The sequence below is a fragment of the Microbacterium sp. genome (assembly GCF_035556355.1).
Taxonomy (GTDB): domain Bacteria; phylum Actinomycetota; class Actinomycetes; order Actinomycetales; family Microbacteriaceae; genus Microbacterium.
Genome location: NZ_DATMFG010000023.1, coordinates 1 through 16,288, shown reverse-complemented (window position 1 = coordinate 16,288; position 16,288 = coordinate 1). Strand labels below are relative to the sequence as shown.

Annotated in this window: 10 protein-coding genes and 2 pseudogenes; 7 read left to right on the top strand and 5 right to left on the bottom strand. The window is 72.3% G+C overall.

Annotated features, from left to right (window positions below):
- Positions 1–38 precede the first annotated feature (38 nt).
- A complete protein-coding gene (locus VNR19_RS05975; protein WP_325724861.1) occupies positions 39–902 on the top strand; it encodes a PHP domain-containing protein in 864 nt (287 codons plus the stop codon).
- Between the two features lie 30 nt (positions 903–932).
- Here VNR19_RS05975 and VNR19_RS05970 read toward each other — a convergent pair whose 3' ends face one another.
- On the bottom strand, positions 933–1,322 hold the full coding sequence (locus VNR19_RS05970) for an SHOCT domain-containing protein (RefSeq protein ID WP_325724859.1): 390 nt from the start codon (positions 1,320–1,322) through the stop codon (positions 933–935).
- 153 nt (positions 1,323–1,475) lie between these two features.
- Here VNR19_RS05970 and VNR19_RS05965 point away from each other — a divergent pair.
- Positions 1,476–1,880, top strand: a pseudogene (locus tag VNR19_RS05965) (DUF817 family protein); the annotation flags it as partial.
- 220 nt (positions 1,881–2,100) lie between these two features.
- On the opposite strand, the gene VNR19_RS05960 reads toward VNR19_RS05965, so the two are convergent.
- Positions 2,101–3,612, bottom strand: a complete 1,512-nt coding sequence (locus tag VNR19_RS05960; RefSeq protein WP_325724857.1) for a DEAD/DEAH box helicase — start codon at positions 3,610–3,612, stop codon at positions 2,101–2,103.
- Between the two features lie 196 nt (positions 3,613–3,808).
- On the opposite strand from VNR19_RS05960, the gene VNR19_RS05955 reads away from it, so the two are divergent.
- A complete protein-coding gene (locus tag VNR19_RS05955) occupies positions 3,809–4,522 on the top strand; it encodes a ferritin-like fold-containing protein (protein WP_325724855.1) in 714 nt (237 codons plus the stop codon).
- A gap of 21 nt (positions 4,523–4,543) precedes the next feature.
- Here the strand turns inward: VNR19_RS05955 and VNR19_RS05950 are convergent, their stop codons facing one another.
- The gene (locus tag VNR19_RS05950; RefSeq protein ID WP_325724853.1) at positions 4,544–4,834 is read right to left on the bottom strand and encodes a hypothetical protein; all 291 of its coding nucleotides are present in this window, start codon (positions 4,832–4,834) and stop codon (positions 4,544–4,546) included.
- A 1-nt stretch (position 4,835) separates the two neighbouring features.
- Complete coding sequence (locus VNR19_RS05945; protein WP_325724852.1) at positions 4,836–5,060, bottom strand: DUF3107 domain-containing protein; 225 nt, start codon at positions 5,058–5,060, stop codon at positions 4,836–4,838.
- Positions 5,061–5,251: 191 nt separating this feature from the next.
- Between VNR19_RS05945 and VNR19_RS05940 the strand changes: the two genes are divergently transcribed.
- Entirely contained in the window at positions 5,252–8,518 is a 3,267-nt protein-coding gene (locus VNR19_RS05940) for an ATP-dependent helicase (protein ID WP_325724851.1), read from the top strand.
- Complete coding sequence (locus VNR19_RS05935; protein WP_414684122.1) at positions 8,515–12,030, top strand: ATP-dependent helicase; 3,516 nt, start codon at positions 8,515–8,517, stop codon at positions 12,028–12,030. The genes VNR19_RS05940 and VNR19_RS05935 overlap by 4 nt, the downstream gene beginning before the upstream one ends.
- 527 nt (positions 12,031–12,557) lie before the next feature.
- Here the strand turns inward: VNR19_RS05935 and VNR19_RS05930 are convergent.
- A pseudogene (locus VNR19_RS05930) lies at positions 12,558–13,253 on the bottom strand (phosphotransferase); the annotation flags it as partial.
- A 79-nt stretch (positions 13,254–13,332) separates the two neighbouring features.
- On the opposite strand from VNR19_RS05930, the gene nudC reads away from it, so the two are divergent.
- Together nudC and VNR19_RS05920 are read left to right on the top strand one after the other, a co-directional pair.
- Complete coding sequence (gene nudC / locus VNR19_RS05925; RefSeq protein WP_325724849.1) at positions 13,333–14,259, top strand: NAD(+) diphosphatase; 927 nt, start codon at positions 13,333–13,335, stop codon at positions 14,257–14,259.
- Positions 14,256–16,013 (top strand): ATP-dependent helicase, encoded by a 1,758-nt coding sequence (locus VNR19_RS05920; protein WP_325724847.1) that lies wholly within the window; start codon positions 14,256–14,258, stop codon positions 16,011–16,013. The genes nudC and VNR19_RS05920 overlap by 4 nt, the downstream gene beginning before the upstream one ends.
- Positions 16,014–16,288 lie beyond the last annotated feature (275 nt).

Sequence of the window (16,288 nt, the reverse complement as noted above, 5' to 3'; positions counted from 1 at the left end):
GCGCGCGGCGCTGTCGGGGCCCCCGCTACGCTCGGAGCATGGCGGTGAATCGGCGCTTCGAGGGCCCCAGCGACCTTCACCTCCACTCCACCCATTCCGACGGCACCGAGTCGCCCGCGCTCGTGCTCGCGGCGGCGCACCGCCATGGCCTGCGCACGGCGGCGCTGACCGACCACGACACGACGGGGGGCTGGGCCGAGGCGGCCGAGGCCGCCGTGTCACTCGGGATGACGTTCATCCCCGGGATCGAGCTCTCGGCGAGGCACCAGTACCGCAGCGTGCACGTGCTCGGGTACCTCTTCGATCCCGACGACGCCGGACTCGTCGCGATGATGGACCGCATCCGCTCGTCGCGCCTCGATCGCGTGCGCCTCATGGCCGAGCGGATCTCGCGGGACTACGACGTCGCGTGGGACGACATCGTCGCCCAGACCACCGACGGGGCGACCGTCGGCCGCCCGCACATCGCCGACGCGCTCGTCGCGCGAGGACTCGTGCGCGACCGCGCCGAGGCGTTCTCGAGCATCCTGAGCCCGCGCGGCGAGTACTACGTCGCCCTGTACGCACCGGATCCGGTGACGGCGGTGGGCCTCATCGCGGATGCCGGGGGCGTGCCGATCATCGCCCACCCGGCCGGCCGCGCGGGAGTCCTGCCGATGCCCGTCCTCGACGCGATGCTCGATGCGGGTCTGGGCGGGTTCGAGCTCGGTCACCGCGAGAACCTGGAGAGCGGCATCCGGACCCTTCGTCGTCTGTGCGAGGAACGCGACCTCATCGTCACGGGCTCGAGCGACTATCACGGGCTCGGCAAGCCGAATCAGCCGGGCGAGAACACGACCAGCGACGACATGGTCGCGCGGATCATCGAACGCGGACGCGGAAGCGCCCCCGTCTATCCGTGACGGGGGCGCTCGTGCTCGGGGCCCGCGACGTCAGTGGGCGAGGGCCCTGGCCTTCAGGTGCTCGTACTCCTCCTGGGTGATCGTTCCGGCGTCGAGCAGGCTCTTCGCCTTGGCGATCTCTTCGGCAGGGCTCGATCCCGCGACCTGCTTGATGTACGAGTCGGCCGCGGCCTGGGCCGCCTGCGCCTCCTTCTGGCTGCGCTCCGCCATTCCCTGGCCGCGCGCGATGAGGTACACGAGTGCGGTGAGGAACGGGACGAAGACCAGGAAGATGATCCACACCGCCTTCCACCACCCGTTGAGCTTGTGGTCGCGGAAGAGGTCTCCGATGATCGCGAACAGAGCCATCAGGTAGGCGATGAAGACGAACGCCCACAGGAACCACCAGATGAGGCTCCAGAAGTTGGACCAGAAGTCCATGGATTCTCCTTGAGTAGAAGGACGCTGCGAGCAGCGCGACGGCGGCGAGCTCCGTCGTCTGATGCCGATTATGGCGGGGGAGTGCGCCCGACGGAATGACCTCCGCGCGAGCGTCGGGGACGAGTCCTGGCGACGGCGGGTTAGCGTGGGCGGATGCGGCAGTCCACCGCGCTCGAGCGGCGCATCGATGCGGCGGCGCATCGGCTGCTGCGGAATGCGCCGGATCGCGGCATCCGTTCGACCCTCGTCGAGGTCGCGGTGTTCGTGCTCAAGCAGACGTGGGCGTGCGTGTTCGGCGCCGCGCTGCTCGCCGCCATCGTCGCGGTGCGGCTGTGGTACCCGGACGACGCGGCGCTCGCGCGCAACGACTTCCTGACGATCGCGGCGGTCGCGATCCAGGTCGTGATGGTCGCGGCGCGCCTCGAGACGGGGCGCGAGCTGTGGGTGATCGTGGCCTTCCACGTCACGGGCACCGTCATGGAGGTCTTCAAGACCGACGTCGGCTCATGGGCGTATGTCGCCGACGGCGTGCTGCGGATCGCCGGCGTGCCCCTGTTCAGGCCGCGGCGCCGAGAACAGGACCGATTCCTGAGACCCCGTCCTGATCCGGATGCGTCAGCCCGACCTCATCGCGGGGCTGCTCGTCGCCCACACCGTGCGAAATCAGGACATCTGGCGGATTCAGGATGATTCAGGCGCGATCGTCCTGCGTCGACCGGATGTCCTGAACTGGGCGACCGCGCCGCGGTGCCGCGAAGCGCACCACACCGCCGAAGCGTCAGGACGCGGCGGGAGTGCTCGAACGGGGGCCGCGGCGACGGCGGCGGCGCCGCGCGGGGGCGGGCTTGCCGTCGTGGTGCTCCTTGCCGCCTCCGTCGTGCGTGCCGCCGCCTTCGGTGCGCTCGCCGCGCTGCGAGGACGTGTGGTCGCCGTCGCGCGAGGGCGCGGCATCCGTCGATTCCTCGGCGAACGTGGTTCCGACGCGCTCACTCGACGAGCGGCGACGGCGACGGCGGCGGGTCGTTCCGGCGTCCTCACCCTGCGCGGCGGCGTCGGCCGCGCGCTCGGGGCGGCGCTGCGTCTTGACGGCCTGCGTCTTCGGGGCGGTCGCGATGCGGCCCTTCGTGCCCTCGGGGATGTCGAGGTCGGTGTAGAGGTGGGGGCTCGACGAGTACGTCTCGACGGGCTCGGGCTGGCCGAACTCGAGGGCGCGGTTGATGAGGGCCCACTTGTGCAGGTCCTCCCAGTCGACGAACGTGACCGCGATGCCGGTCTTACCCGCACGACCCGTGCGGCCGGCGCGGTGCAGGTACGTCTTCTCGTCGTCGGGGATCGTGTGGTTGATCACGTGGGTGACGTCGTCGACGTCGATTCCGCGGGCTGCGACATCCGTCGCGATCAGCACGTCCTTCTTGCCGGCCTTGAACGCCGCCATCGAGCGCTCGCGCGCCTCCTGGCTCATGTCGCCGTGGACGGCGCCCGCGTTGAAGCCGCGGTCGTTGAGCTCGTCGACGAGCTTCTGCGCGGCGCGCTTCGTGCGCGTGAAGATCACCGTCTTTCCGCGGCCCTCCGCCTGGAGGATGCGGGCGATGACCTCGTCCTTGTCGAGCGCGTGCGTGCGGTAGACGAGATGACGGATGTTCGCCTGCGTGAGGCCTTCGTCGGGGTCGTTCGCGCGGATGTGGATCGGGTTGGACATGAACCGGCGCGCGAGTGCGACGATCGGGCCCGGCATCGTCGCCGAGAAGAGCTGCGTGTGGCGGACGGCCGGAAGCTTCTGGAAGATCTTCTCGATGTCGGGGAGGAACCCGAGGTCGAGCATCTTGTCGGCCTCGTCGAGAACCACCTCGGTGGCGTTCGAGAGGTCGAGCAGTCGCTGGTTGTTGAGGTCGATGAGGCGCCCGGGGGTGCCGACGACGATCTGCGCGCCGGCCTTGAGCTGGTCGATCTGGCCCTCGTAGGCCTTGCCGCCGTAGATGGCGACGACGCTCGTCGAGCGGTTCGAGGTGAGCATGTCCATGTCTTCGTAGACCTGCACCGCGAGCTCGCGCGTCGGCACGACGATGAGCGCCTTGACGCCGGGCTCGGGATCGAGGCCGAGGCGCTGGACCACCGGGATTCCGAAGCCGAACGTCTTTCCCGTTCCGGTCTTGGCCTGGCCGATGATGTCCTGCCCCGGAAGCCCGAGGGGGATGGTCTGCTCCTGGATCGGGAACGCGTCCACGATGCCGCGAGCCGAGAGGGCGTCGACGATGTCCTGATCGACGCCGAGTTCGACGAAGGTCGTCACGATACTGTCGCCTGTCCGGCAGTCAGAAGCTGCCTGAGTCCGTGCCCTGGCGCTACAGGTCTCCCCGGCGCGGGCTGTGGTGCGGTCCACGCCCATTCTCTGCCACAGGCGCGGGAGCCCCGATCCATCGCCGGGGACCCGTCCAGGATACCGGACAGCCCCGTGTGTCAGCCGAACGCCGGTTAGGGTGGAGGCTGTGGTGAGGTGGTTCTGGCAGCGCCGCGAGCCCGGAAGACGGCTGCAGCTGCGCGCACGAGGCGACCTCGGCGACGCCCACCGCGTGGCTTTCGAGCAGCTCGCGCCCGACATCGACACGTTCCTCGGGCAGGCTGCGTACCTGCAGCTGGGCTACTTCGAGACGCTGAGCGAGCTCATCGCCTCCACGCCCGCGCTCGCCGAGAAGGAGGCGCTGTCGCGTGCCGCCGGCGCCGCTCTCACGAAGCACGAGGAGCTCGTCGCGCTCATCCGCGAGCGCGGCGACGACCCGACCGAGATCATGCTCCCGTTCCGCGAGCAGCTCGACGCGTTCCGCGCCGCGACGCACGGCGTGCGCCCGCAGGAGACGATGCTGTCCGTGCACATCACGGCGGGCATGCTCGACGACTTCTACCTCGCCCTGTCGGCGAGCTACGGAGAGACCGGTCGGCGTGTCGCGCGCATCCTGCAGGCCGACGACGACCGGGAGGCGATCGTCGACCTCCTCGGCGCCGCGATCGAGAGCGACCCCGAGTGGCGTTCGCTGCTCGCGATGTGGGGCCGTCGACTGGTCGGCGACACGCTCCTCATCGCCCGCGCGGCACTGCGTCCCGGCTCCCTCGATCCGGCCGGAGAGCAGAAGGTCGAACCCGTCTTCACCGAGCTCATGGCCGCTCACTCGCGACGCATGGACGCGATGGGGCTCGCCGCGTAGATCGCCCGCCGGGGGACGGCGTCAGGCGATGCGCAGGCGCTCGCGTTCGCGCTCGTCGTGAGCGTCGCGGATGCGCTTGAGCACGACGAGCGTCGGCCACACCACGGCGGCTGGGGCGACGAACGCCGCGAGCCAGATCCACGGGCTGTCGACGCCCTGACCGGCCCACGTGAGGAGCATCCACGCGAGCCCGGCGACGAACGTGCCCAGGATCGGGGCCAGCGCGACGCCTCGTGTCGAACGGCCGGGAACGGCGAAGTGCAGCGCGACGCCGATGCACGCACCGACGATGAGGCCGAGGAGGATCTGCATGTCAGGCGACGAACCCGACGCGGCGCGACTCCTCGGTGCCGATCTCGACGTAGGCGAGGCTCGCCGTCGGCACGATGAAGGAGTTCCCCTTGTTGTCGGTGAAGGTGACGTGGGTCGCGCCCGAGTCGAGGGCGCTCGCGACGGACTTCTTGACGTCGGCGGCGGCTTCGTCTGTCTCGAAGCCGAGCTCGCGGCCGGTGTTCGTGATGCCGATGCGGATCTCCACGTGACTGCCTTTCCTTCCGCGCCCCGGGTCGGACGCATGGCAACTCTATGACAGAAGCGGATGCCGCGGCCCGAGCACGGACGCCTCCGCGAACGCTCTCGGCGAACGCCCGCGAGGCGACTCCCGGCGGGTGGGGCGGGCGACACCGCCGCGATCCGGTGATGTCGTCGCCGCCGACTACTGTGCTTCACATGAACCCCGGCCATCGCGCGTCCGCGACCCTCGATGAGGGGCAGCGCGTGGTCGTGGGGCTCGGGGTCGGGGCATCCGGTGTGGTCATCGGCGGACCGGGCACGGGCAAGACCGAGGCGCTGGTCGCGCGCGCGGCGCGGCTTCTGCGCGAGGGGGAGGTCGCCCCCGAGGAGCTGCTCGTCCTCACGCCGACGCGGCAGACGGCGACGGCGCTGCGCGACCGCGTGGCGGCCGGTCTCGACGTCGCGACTCCGGGCCCGCTCGCGCGCTCCGTCGCGTCGTTCGCGTTCCAGCTCGTGCGCGCGGCGGCCGTCGCCGGCGGGGCACCGCCGCCCCAGCTGCTGACCGCCGGGGACCAGGACCGCATCATCGCCGAGCTGCTCGTCGGCGACGAAGACGACGCCGCTGCGGGGCGCGACCGCTGGCCCGAGAGCCTGGGAACGGGCGTGCGGCGCTCGCGTCCGTTCCGCTCCGAGCTGCGGGCCCTGTTCGCGCAGTGCTCCGACCTCGGACTGCGCCCGGCTGAGCTCCGCGCGCTCGGCCAGGCGGCCGGGCGCGAGACGTGGGTCGCAGCCGCCGGGTTCCTCGAGGACTACCGCTACACGCTGTCGCGCATGCGGAGTGCGCATCGGGATCCGGCGGAGCTCGTGCATGAGGCCGCCGACCTTCTCGCCGAGGCGGGTCCCGAGCGGATCGGTCCCGCAGCCGGACTTCGCGTGCTGCTCGTCGACGACGCGCAGGAGCTCACGCGAGGCGGCATCGCGCTGCTCGAGGCCGCACGTCGTCGGGGCATCGCGGTGGTCGCGTTCGGCGACCCCGACATCGGATCGGGGGCGTTCCGCGGGGCCGGTCCCGAGTTGTTCGAGCGGCTCGTGGCGCTGCTCGAGAAGGTCCACGTGCTCGACGGGTCGCACCGGGGCTCGCGAGCCATCACCCACCTCACCCGCACCATCACGGCGTCCATCGGCGCGAGCGGCCGCGTCGAGCATCGCCGCGCGCCGGGTGAGCCGGTCGCCGACGAGCGCATACAGGCCGTGCACGCGTCATCGCCGTTCGAAGAGGTCGACCGCATCGCGCGGCTCCTGCGCACGTGGCATGTCATGGACGGCATCCCATGGGACGAGCTGGCCGTCATCGCGCACGACACGCGTCAGGTGGCGCACCTCGAGGCCGAGCTCGCGGCGCGCGAGGTGCCCGTCCGCGCGGGCAGCGCCCCGCGGCCGCTGGGCCGAGAGCCGGTGGTGCGCGACATCGCGTCACTCGTGCGGCTCGGGCTCGAAGACCCGGCCGAGCGCGATCCCGAGGCTCTCGCCGACGCCCTGCTGACGCCCTTCGGCGGGCTCGACGCGGTGGGCCTGCGCCGCGTGCGGGCACGTCTGCGCACGATCGAGCTCGCCGCCGGCGGCTCCCGCTCCGCGAAGGAGCTGCTCGCCGAGGCGATGGCCGAGCCCGCCGTGCTGGCCCTGATCGACGCGCCCGACGCGCATCGCGCGGAGCGCCTGGCCACGACGCTGCGGCTCGTGCACGAGGCGGGCGAGCGAGGCGCGACGGTGCACGAGCTGCTGTGGCTCGTGTGGGAGCGCTCGGGCCTCGAGCGCGAGTGGGCGCGCCGCGCGTCGGGCACGGGCCCTCTCGCGGCCGAGGCGGGCCGCGCGCTCGACGCGCTCGTCGCCCTCTTCGGCGCCGCCAAGCGCTACGTCGAACGGTCGGGTGCCGATGCATCCGCAGACCCCGGCCCCGCCCCGTTCCTGCGCGACATCCTCGACAGCGAAGTGCCCGAAGACCTCCTCACCGTGCCGGAGCGCCCGGGCGCGGTCTCGCTCCTCACGCCAGCGGCCGCGCTCGGCACGGAGTTCGAGGCGGTCGTCGTCGCCGGCGTCCAGGAGGGCGTGTGGCCGAACACGCGCCTGCGCGGCGGGCTCCTCGACGTGTGGCGCCTCGCCGACGACATCGACGCGTGGCGTGCCGGACGGCCGTCCGTCGAACCGGCCGTGCTCGACCGACGCCGCGGGGTGCTGCACGAAGAGCTGCGACTCTTCGCGCGAGCCGTCTCCCGCGCTCGCACGCGCCTCGTCGTGACCGCTGTCGACGACGACGATCTCGGCCCGAGCCCGCTCTTCTCGTACCTGCCTCCGCCCTCCGACGACGAGGGTGCGCGCGACGAGCATCCGCTCACGCTCCGGGGGCTCGTGGCCCTGCACCGCCGCACGCTCACGACGTCGCGCGACTCCGCCGCCAGGGTTGCTGCGGCCGACCAGCTCGTGTTGCTCGCTGAGGCCGGAGTGCCGGGGGCGCGGCCCGACGAGTGGTACGGCATCGCGCCGCCGACCTCGACCGCACCGGTCCACGACCTGCAGCGCGCGCCAGTTCGCGTGTCGCCCTCGCGCCTCGAGGGCTTCGAGAAGTGCGGGCTCGACTGGGTCATCCGCACGCTCGGCGGCGACACGCGGTCGTTCTCGGCGGGGCTCGGCACGATCCTCCACGCTGCGATGGAGCGCGGGGGCGGGATCGACGAGCTCCGCGCGGTGGTCGATGAGCGCTGGGGCGAGCTCGATTTCGAGGCGCCGTGGCTCGAGCGGCAGGAGCGCACGTGGGCAGACACCCTCGTGCGTCGCCTCGACGCGTACCTGCGTCGCTTCGAGAACGAGGGCGGCGAGCCGATCGGCGCCGAGACGCGGTTCCGTCTCGAGATCGACGCGCCGGAAGAGCCGGATGCCACGCCCCGCGTGCGCCCGTACATCGAGCGCGACCCGGCGACCGACTCCCTCCTCGACGCGTCCGCCGAAGCGGCGGAGCGCCCGATCGCGACGGCGGTGCTGAGCGGCTCGATCGACCGTGTCGAGCTGTACCCGCCTGACCGGGGCGAGGCCGTGCCGCTCGGCTCCGGAGCGCGTCGGGTGGTCGTCGTCGACCTGAAGACCGGTCGATCGGAGGATCGCGTGAGCGATGCGAAGGTCGTCGACGACGCGCAGCTCGCCGCATACCAGCTCGCGATCGACTCCGGCCTCGTCGAGATTCCGCCCGACGCCGAGAACGCGGGGGCGCGCCTGCTCGTGCTCTCGCGCAAGCTGAAGGACACGCACTACCGCATCGCGCATCAGAAGCCCCTGACGCCTGAGACCCGCGCGCAGTTCCTGCGGCGGGTCATCGCCGACGCCCAGGGCATGGCGGCCTCTTCCTTCATCGCGAACGTCGATCAGCACTGCACGACCGACCGCTTCGGCGTGTGCCGCCTGCACACCGTGAAGGCGGTGAGCTCGGCGTGACGTCCATCGCGACCGAGGCCGCACCCGTGCGCTGGGGCGGACCGCTCGAACTCTCCGCGTCGGTCGTCGCCGCCGCGCTGGGGCTTCCCGAGCCGACGCCCGACCAGCGGCGCGTGATCGAGGCACCGCCGGCGCCCGCCCTCGTCATCGCGGGCGCCGGCAGCGGCAAGACCGAGACGATGGCCGGCCGGGTCGTGTGGCTCGTCGCGAACGGGCATGTCCGGCGCGACGAGGTGCTGGGCCTCACGTTCACGCGCAAGGCGGCGGGCGAGCTGGCCGAGCGAATCGAGGCGCGCCTCGCCCGCATCGACGAGTACGGCCGGCGCGGCCTTCTTCCGCACCTGCCGCGGCTCGCGGCATCCGGTGAGCTCGCCGCGATGTGGGACCGCATCGCGATCCTGCCCGAGCGGCACCGCCGCACGGCTCTCGCCGCGGCGCTCGACCGCCTGTGCGTGCAGCTCAAGACGGGATGGGAACCGGATGCCGCGACCGCCCGTCCCGCCGAGGACGTGCTCCTGCGCCCGCGCGTCTCGACGTACAACGCGTTCGCCGACGCGATCGTGCGGGAGCACAGTGCGCGGATCGGACGCGACGCGGACGCGGCCCTTCTCAGCCAGTCGGGCTCGTGGCTCATGGCCCGCCGTGTCGTCGTCGCCTCGACCGACGAGCGCCTCTCCGAGCGGGAGGACCGGTTCGGCACGGTCGTCGACGCGGTGCAGCGACTCGCGGGTGAGGTGCTCGACAATCGCGCCGACCTCGACGAGGTCTCCGAGTTCGCGCGGAGAGTCGAGGCATCCGTCGCGCCCCACATCAAGCCCGACCTGGCGTCTCCCGGCGACATCGAGAAGCTCCACAATGCGATGGGCGGGCTCCCCGTGCTCGCGGGGCTCGTGCGCGACTACGCCGCCGCGAAGGAAGCGCAGGGGTCGCTCGACTTCGCCGACCAGGTCGCGGGCGCGCTCGACATCGTGACGCGGGCGCCTGAGGTCGCACGCGAGCTGCGCGAGCAGTTCCGCGTCGTGCTGCTGGACGAATATCAGGACACGTCGGTCATCCAGACCGAACTGCTGTCGGCGATCTTCCGCGACACCCCCGTGATGGCGGTCGGCGACCCGCACCAGTCGATCTACGGGTGGCGCGGCGCGAGCGCCGACAACCTCGGCGCGTTCGCGCGCGCGTTCGCCCACGAGACACGCTGCGAGACCTTCCAGCTCATGGTGAGCTGGCGCAACGACCGGCGCATCCTCGACGCGGCGAACACCCTCATCGCACACGCGGCGCCGATCGGCGTTCCGGTCGCCGAACTGAGCGCGCGGCCCGGCGCTGGTGTCGGGATGGTGGAGCACCGATTCACCTCGACGATCGAGCAGGAGGCCGAAGAGGTCGCCTCGTGGTTCGCGCTCGTGCGCGACGAGCACGAACGCGACAATCCGGGCGGGCGGCCGCATGCGGGGGCGATCCTGTTCCGCGCGAAGCGCCACATGTCGACGTTCGCCGATGCGCTCGCGCGGCACGGGGTCCCGCACCGCATCCTCGGGCTTGGCGGACTCCTGTCGACGCCCGAGGTGGTCGACGTCGTCGCGACGCTGCGTGTGCTGAGCGACCCGACGCAGGGCTCGTCGCTCATCAGGCTCCTCGTGGGGCCGCGGTTCGGCGTGGGGGTGGCTGACATGGCGGCGCTGCACGATCTCGCTGTGACGCTGTCTCAGCGCGATGAGACGCTCACCCGCCATGACGACGAGCTCCTCGCACGGATTCGCGGCTCGGTCGGCGCGGACGAGCAGGCGTCGATCGTCGACGCCGTCGACTTCGTGCGCTCGGTCTCGCCCGAGCACGGGCTGCTGTCGCGATTCACCGCCGAGGGAGTGCGGCGCATCCGCGACGCCGGCGCGATGTTCCAGCGGCTGCGCTCGGCGGTCGGTCAGCCGATCCCCGAGCTGATCCGCGCGATCGAGCTCGAGCTCGGCCTCGACGTCGAGCTCGCCGCGAACGAGACGCGCGGTCCCGCGCGCCTCGCGTCGGCGCAGCTGCGCTCGTTCGTCGACGAGGTGCGGTCGTTCCTCGCAGCGGACGAGCGCGGTTCGATCTCGAGCCTGCTCGCGTGGCTCGACCACGCCGAGGAGACCGACGAGCTCATGCCGCGGCCCGAGCCGCCCGAGCCGGGCGTCGTGCAGCTTCTCACGATCCACGGCGCGAAGGGACTCGAGTGGGACGCCGTCGCCGTCGTGCGCCTCGTCAAGGACGAGCTGCCCAAGCGGCCGCAGTCGACCCTCGGATGGCTGGGCTTCGGTGTGCTGCCGTACCCGTTCCGCGGCGACCGTGACGCGCTTCCGGTATTCGATTGGGATCCGGATGCGCCGGGCGATCGCAAAGCGCTGCAGAAGGCCGTCACCGACTTCAAGGCGGGCGTCAAGGCGCACCTGGAGCATGAAGAGCGCCGCCTCGCGTACGTCGCGGTCACACGTGCGCGCACGCGACTGCTGCTCACGGGGTCGCAGTGGGGCGGGCAGAAGGACGCGCGGCATCCGAGCCCCTACCTCGAAGAGATCGTCAGTGCGCTCGGCCTCGACCCGATCGAGGTCGGCGATCCGACCGAGAACCCGTACGCGAACCACGCGGGTGCCACGCTCAAATGGCCCCTCGACCCGTTGGGCGAGCGTCGCGCGGTCGTGCTCGACGCGGCGGCGCTCGTACGCGACCGCGCGGCGGGCTCCGAGCGGGCTGAGCCCGAGCCTGAGCTCGACCGGCTGTTGCGCGAGCGAGCCGCACGCGAACGGCGCCCGTGGGCGGATGCACCACCGCGCGTCGCGGCGTCGCGCTTCAAGGAGTTCGTCGAGGACTTCGGCGGAACCGTCGATGCGATCGCCCGCCCGCTGCCGGAACGCCCGTATCGGCAGACCCGCCTCGGAACCCTCTTCCACGCGTGGGTCGAGCAGCGGTCCGAACTCGTCGGGCCGGGACCGTCGATCGACGACGGGCTGTGGGAGCTCGACGGCGAAGACGCCCCCGAGACCGAGGCGTCGCGCGAGGACGCCGCCGAGCTCGAGCGCCTCCAGCAGATCTTCGAGCGCTCGGAGTGGGCCGATCTGCGCCCCATCGAGGTCGAGACCGAGATCGACATCCTGCTCGCAGGAGCCGAGGGGCTGGGCCGCGTCGTATGCAAGCTCGACGCCGTGTACCGCCGCCCCGATCGCGGCGGCCGCATCGAGATCGTCGACTGGAAGACGGGGAAGCCTCCGCGCACGGCGGCCGAGAAGGACGAGCGGATGCTGCAGCTCGCCCTCTACCGCCTCGCGTACCACAAGCGGCACGGCGTGCCGCTCGACGAGATCGACGTCGCGCTGTACTACGTGTCGGACGACCTCGTCATCCGCTCGGACCGCGTCTACTCGGAAGCGGAGCTCGTCCAGCGCTGGAACGCCGCACGCGAGGCGCGCTCCGCTTCGGCGGCCTCCGCCGCCGCGACGTCGTCGGCCGGGCTCGAGGGGCCGGACGCCGGCGCATCCGCCTGATCGTGTTCGCGGAGCGCCGACACGTCGATCGGCGCCGTGGACGTGTCATCGGGCGACGGCTCGACCTCGTCGAACAGTGTCTCGGGCTCGGATCGATGGGACGCGTCGCGTCCGTCCGGGGCGTCCTCGAGCTCGTCCGGTCCGGTGGCCTCGCGCTCCTCGTCCTGCACCCACGACGCGAGCTCCTCGGGGTCGTAGGTGTCGGTCTGCATCGACGTGTCGACCTCGGCGGGAGCCTGTTCCGGCGTACGACCGAGCAGCGCGATCGCGTCGTCGACGTCGAGCGCGGCATCCGGCACCAGCTCGTCGCCGCGCACGCCCTCGGCGAGCGACTCGAGCAGCCGTACGGCATCGGTGACGATGTCGTCACGCCCCGTGTCGTCGCCGTGCAGAAGCCACTTCGCGAACTCGAGCTCGGCGTACAGGCGCGATCGCGCGCGCACGAGGGCGTCGGGTGCACGGTGGCTGTGCGAGGCGTACGCCGCGAACACGTCGTCGGCGGCCTTCGGAGCCGACGCGAGCCACTGCAGGTCCGTTGCGGGGTCGCCCACCGACAGCCCGTGCCAGTCGAGCAGTCCGGTCACCACGGGGACGCCGTCGATGTCTTCGAAGAGGAACGAGGCCGCGCCGATGCCGCCGAGGACGACGGCCGACTCGTAGCGCCACAGGTCGTCGGCGGCCGTCGCGCGGCGCCAGCGGAGGATGAGATCCTCGGGAACCCGCCGCGTCGCCTCGGCGCGGTCGATCAGGCGCGCGGTCTCCTGGCGTGCCTGTGCGGGCGTGCGGATCGGCAGCCCCTCGGCGCGCACGATCGACACGGGAAGCGCGTGGAGCGCCGCGAGCGCCTCTCCGACCGACGTCGCGGCCCCGCGGCCCGCCGGCAGGTGCGCGGCGTCGACGCGATATCCGGGCAGGAACGAGACGACGATCGCGCGCGTCTCGCCGACCCCGGTCTCGCCGAGCAGCTCGGGTGCGCGGAACGGCAGGAGCTCGCGCACGCCCGGCGTGAGCGCGCGCAGCGCGCGGGCCTCGGCGGCCAGCTCGGCCGCGGCATCCGGCTCGGCAGGAGCCCGAACGACGACCCGCCGGCCGTCTTCGAGATCGGCGACCGCGGTGTCGTAGCGACCGGCGGCGCCTTCGGTGAGCAGACCTGCCCCGACGACGCCTACCCGCGGAAGAGCCGAGGTCACCGACGCGGCTAGAGTGAGGGGTGAGCGTGCCATGTGCCCAGGGTAGGTCGCCCGGCGCCGGTCCGCCCTCGCGCCACGCCCTTGGCCGCCGACCAGCGCAGAGAGGTCCTCGATGACGGCGTCCCCTCGCCCGCAGCAGCCGCCGTTGGCCCGCGCCGCCCTCGATCGCGCGGGCGATGAGCGCATGAACCCCGGTCTGATCGAGGAGAGCAGGGCGGATGCGGCGACCCGCGTCCTCGTGCTGCACGGCGACTCCGCGCCGCTCGACGACGGCGGTGCGGCACTTCACTGGGTGACGCCCGGCGCCGTCCCGGAAGGAGCCCAGTGGGCCTTCCTGGGTCGTGCCGACGAGGCCGACGGGGGAGCGGCGGTGCTCGCCGCGGTCTTTCCTCGCGAAGCGGATGCCCCGCTCGACCCGCCCGCGGGGTGGGGGCCGCTGCGCGTCGTGGGCGGCGGGCTCTCGGCGTTCGACGCGGGCGCGTTCGTCGAGGCGCTGAGCCTCGGCCGTTGGCTTCTCGAAGCGCCGCACTGCCCGGCGTGCGGGGCCCTCACACTGGTGACGACATCGGGGTGGGCGCGGTCGTGTCCGTCGTGCGGGCGCGAGCACTTCCCCCGCACGGATCCGGCCGTGATCGTCGCCGTCACGAGCGCGACCGACCCCGACAGACTGCTCCTCGGCTCGAACGCCCTGTGGGGGGCCAACCGCTTCTCGTGCTTCGCGGGCTTCGTCGAGGCCGGCGAGTCGCTCGAGGCCACCGTGCAGCGCGAGCTGCGCGAAGAGGCGGGCGTCGACGTCGTCGACCTGCGTTACCGCGGTTCGCAGGCATGGCCCTACCCCCGCAGCCTCATGCTCGGGTTCCTCGCGACGGCGGCCGACGACGACGCCGCGCGCCCCGACGGCGAGGAGATCGTCGAGGTGCGGTGGTTCCATCGCGACGAGATCGGCGAGGGGCTCCGCGGCGAGAGCGGCATCCTGCTGCCGGGGCCGGCGTCGATCGCGCACCGGCTGATCTCGGACTGGTACGCGGGACTCGCATGAGCGGCGGAGCACTCGCCGGTCTCGACGACCGCCAACTCGAGGCAGTCACGACCCTGCGAGGACCCGTCGTGGTGCTCGCGGGTGCCGGCACCGGCAAGACCCGGGTCATCACGCACCGCATCGCGCACGGCGTCGACACGGGCGCGTACTCGCCGGGACGCGTCATGGCTGTGACGTTCACCGCGAAGGCGGCGGGCGAGATGCGCGGCCGTCTGCGCGCCCTCGGGGTCGAAGGTGTGGCGGCTCGCACCTTCCACGCGGCCGCGCTCGCTCAGCTCAATTACTTCTGGCCGACCCTCGCGGGCGACCGGCCGCCGACGATCGTCGACAACAAGGTCCGGCTGCTCGCGCACGCCGCCGACTCGATCGGGCTCGATCTCGACGTCGCGACGCTGCGCGACGTCGCGTCGGGCATCGAGTGGCGGAAGGTCACGATGCGCACGATCGACGAGTACGTCGCGGCGCGGCCGGGAGGCGTCGGGCACCTCGACGTCTCGCGCGTCGCCGACCTGCAGCGCGCGTACGAGAAGCTCAAGGATGAGCGTCGTCAGCTCGACTTCGAAGACGTCCTCCTCGCGTGCGCGGGGATGCTCGAGGCCGAGCCGACCGTCGTCAAGGCGGTCCGCGAGCAGTACCGGCACTTCACCGTCGACGAGTTCCAAGACGTCTCGCCCCTGCAGCACCACCTGCTCGAGCTGTGGCTGGGCGATCGTCGCGACGTGTGCGTCGTCGGCGATGCGAGCCAGACGATCTACTCGTTCGCGGGTGCCGACGCACGCTTCCTCCTCGACTTCGAGCGTCGGCACGAGGGGACGAAGGTGGTGCGGCTCGAGACGAACTACCGGTCGGATGCCTCGATCCTCGCCGTCGCGAACGAGCTCATGCGCGGTCGCCCCGGCGCCCTCCATCTCGAGGCGGCCGGCGACGACGAGCCAGGTCCGACGCCGACGGTCACCGCCTACGAGGACGATGAGGCCGAGGCGCGCGGCACGGCGGCCGCGATCTCGGCGCGGATCGCGGCGGGCGTGGATCCGCGCAGCATCGCGGTGCTGTACCGGTCGCACGCGCAGTCCGTCGAGATCTCGCGCGCGCTCGCCGATGCGGGCATCGCCGCGACGGTGCTGGGCGGCAAGCGCTACTTCGACCTCCCCGAAGTGCGTCAGGCGATCATGGCGCTGCGCGGGGCATCCGTCGCCCCCACCGAGTCGGGCCTCGTCGACACGGTGCGCGACGTCCTGCGCTCGCTCGGGCTCACCGACGAGCCTCCCGCGGCGGGCGGCGCCCTGCGCGACGCGTGGGAGGCGCGCGCGGCCCTCCTGCGGCTCGCCGAAGAGGCACCCGCGGGCACGGGCCTGCGCGCGTTCACCGACGACCTGCTCGCGCGTGCGAAATCGCACCACGAACCGGCGCTGCGCACCGTCACCCTCTCGACGCTGCACGCCGCCAAGGGCCTCGAGTGGGACCACGTGCATCTCATCGGCTTCGCGGAGGGCGTGCTGCCGATCGGGTACGCGACGACGTTCGAGCAGATCGACGAGGAGCGCCGGCTCGCGTACGTCGGAATCACGCGGGCTGCGCGAACGCTCGAACTGTCGTGGTCTCGCGGCGGACGGGATCGGCGGCCGTCGAGGTTCCTGCAGGAGATCGGCACCCGCAGTCTGCGTGAGGCACGTGCGACCGCAGCGACCGCAGGGGCGACGCGGCGTGCAGGATCACCGACGAGGACTCCGACGACACGTTCGGCGCCGCGCTGACGCCGAGCACCTGGTCGAGCAGGCGCGTCGCCGTGAGCCCTGCTTCCCAAGCCTCGGCGGGATCGACCGGGACGCTCCGCCGCCCGACGAGCTGTGCCGCCAGCTGCGGCCACGCCGGATCGGCGTCGCGCCGGTGCGCCGCCTCGCACGCCAGGCACGGGGTGACGCCGGGCACGACGACGGGTCCGACCTCGGTGCGCGACCCCGAGAACACGATCGGCACGTGCACCGCGTCGGATCGCATGAGCGCGGCCGCGTCGCGCGGATGCACGACG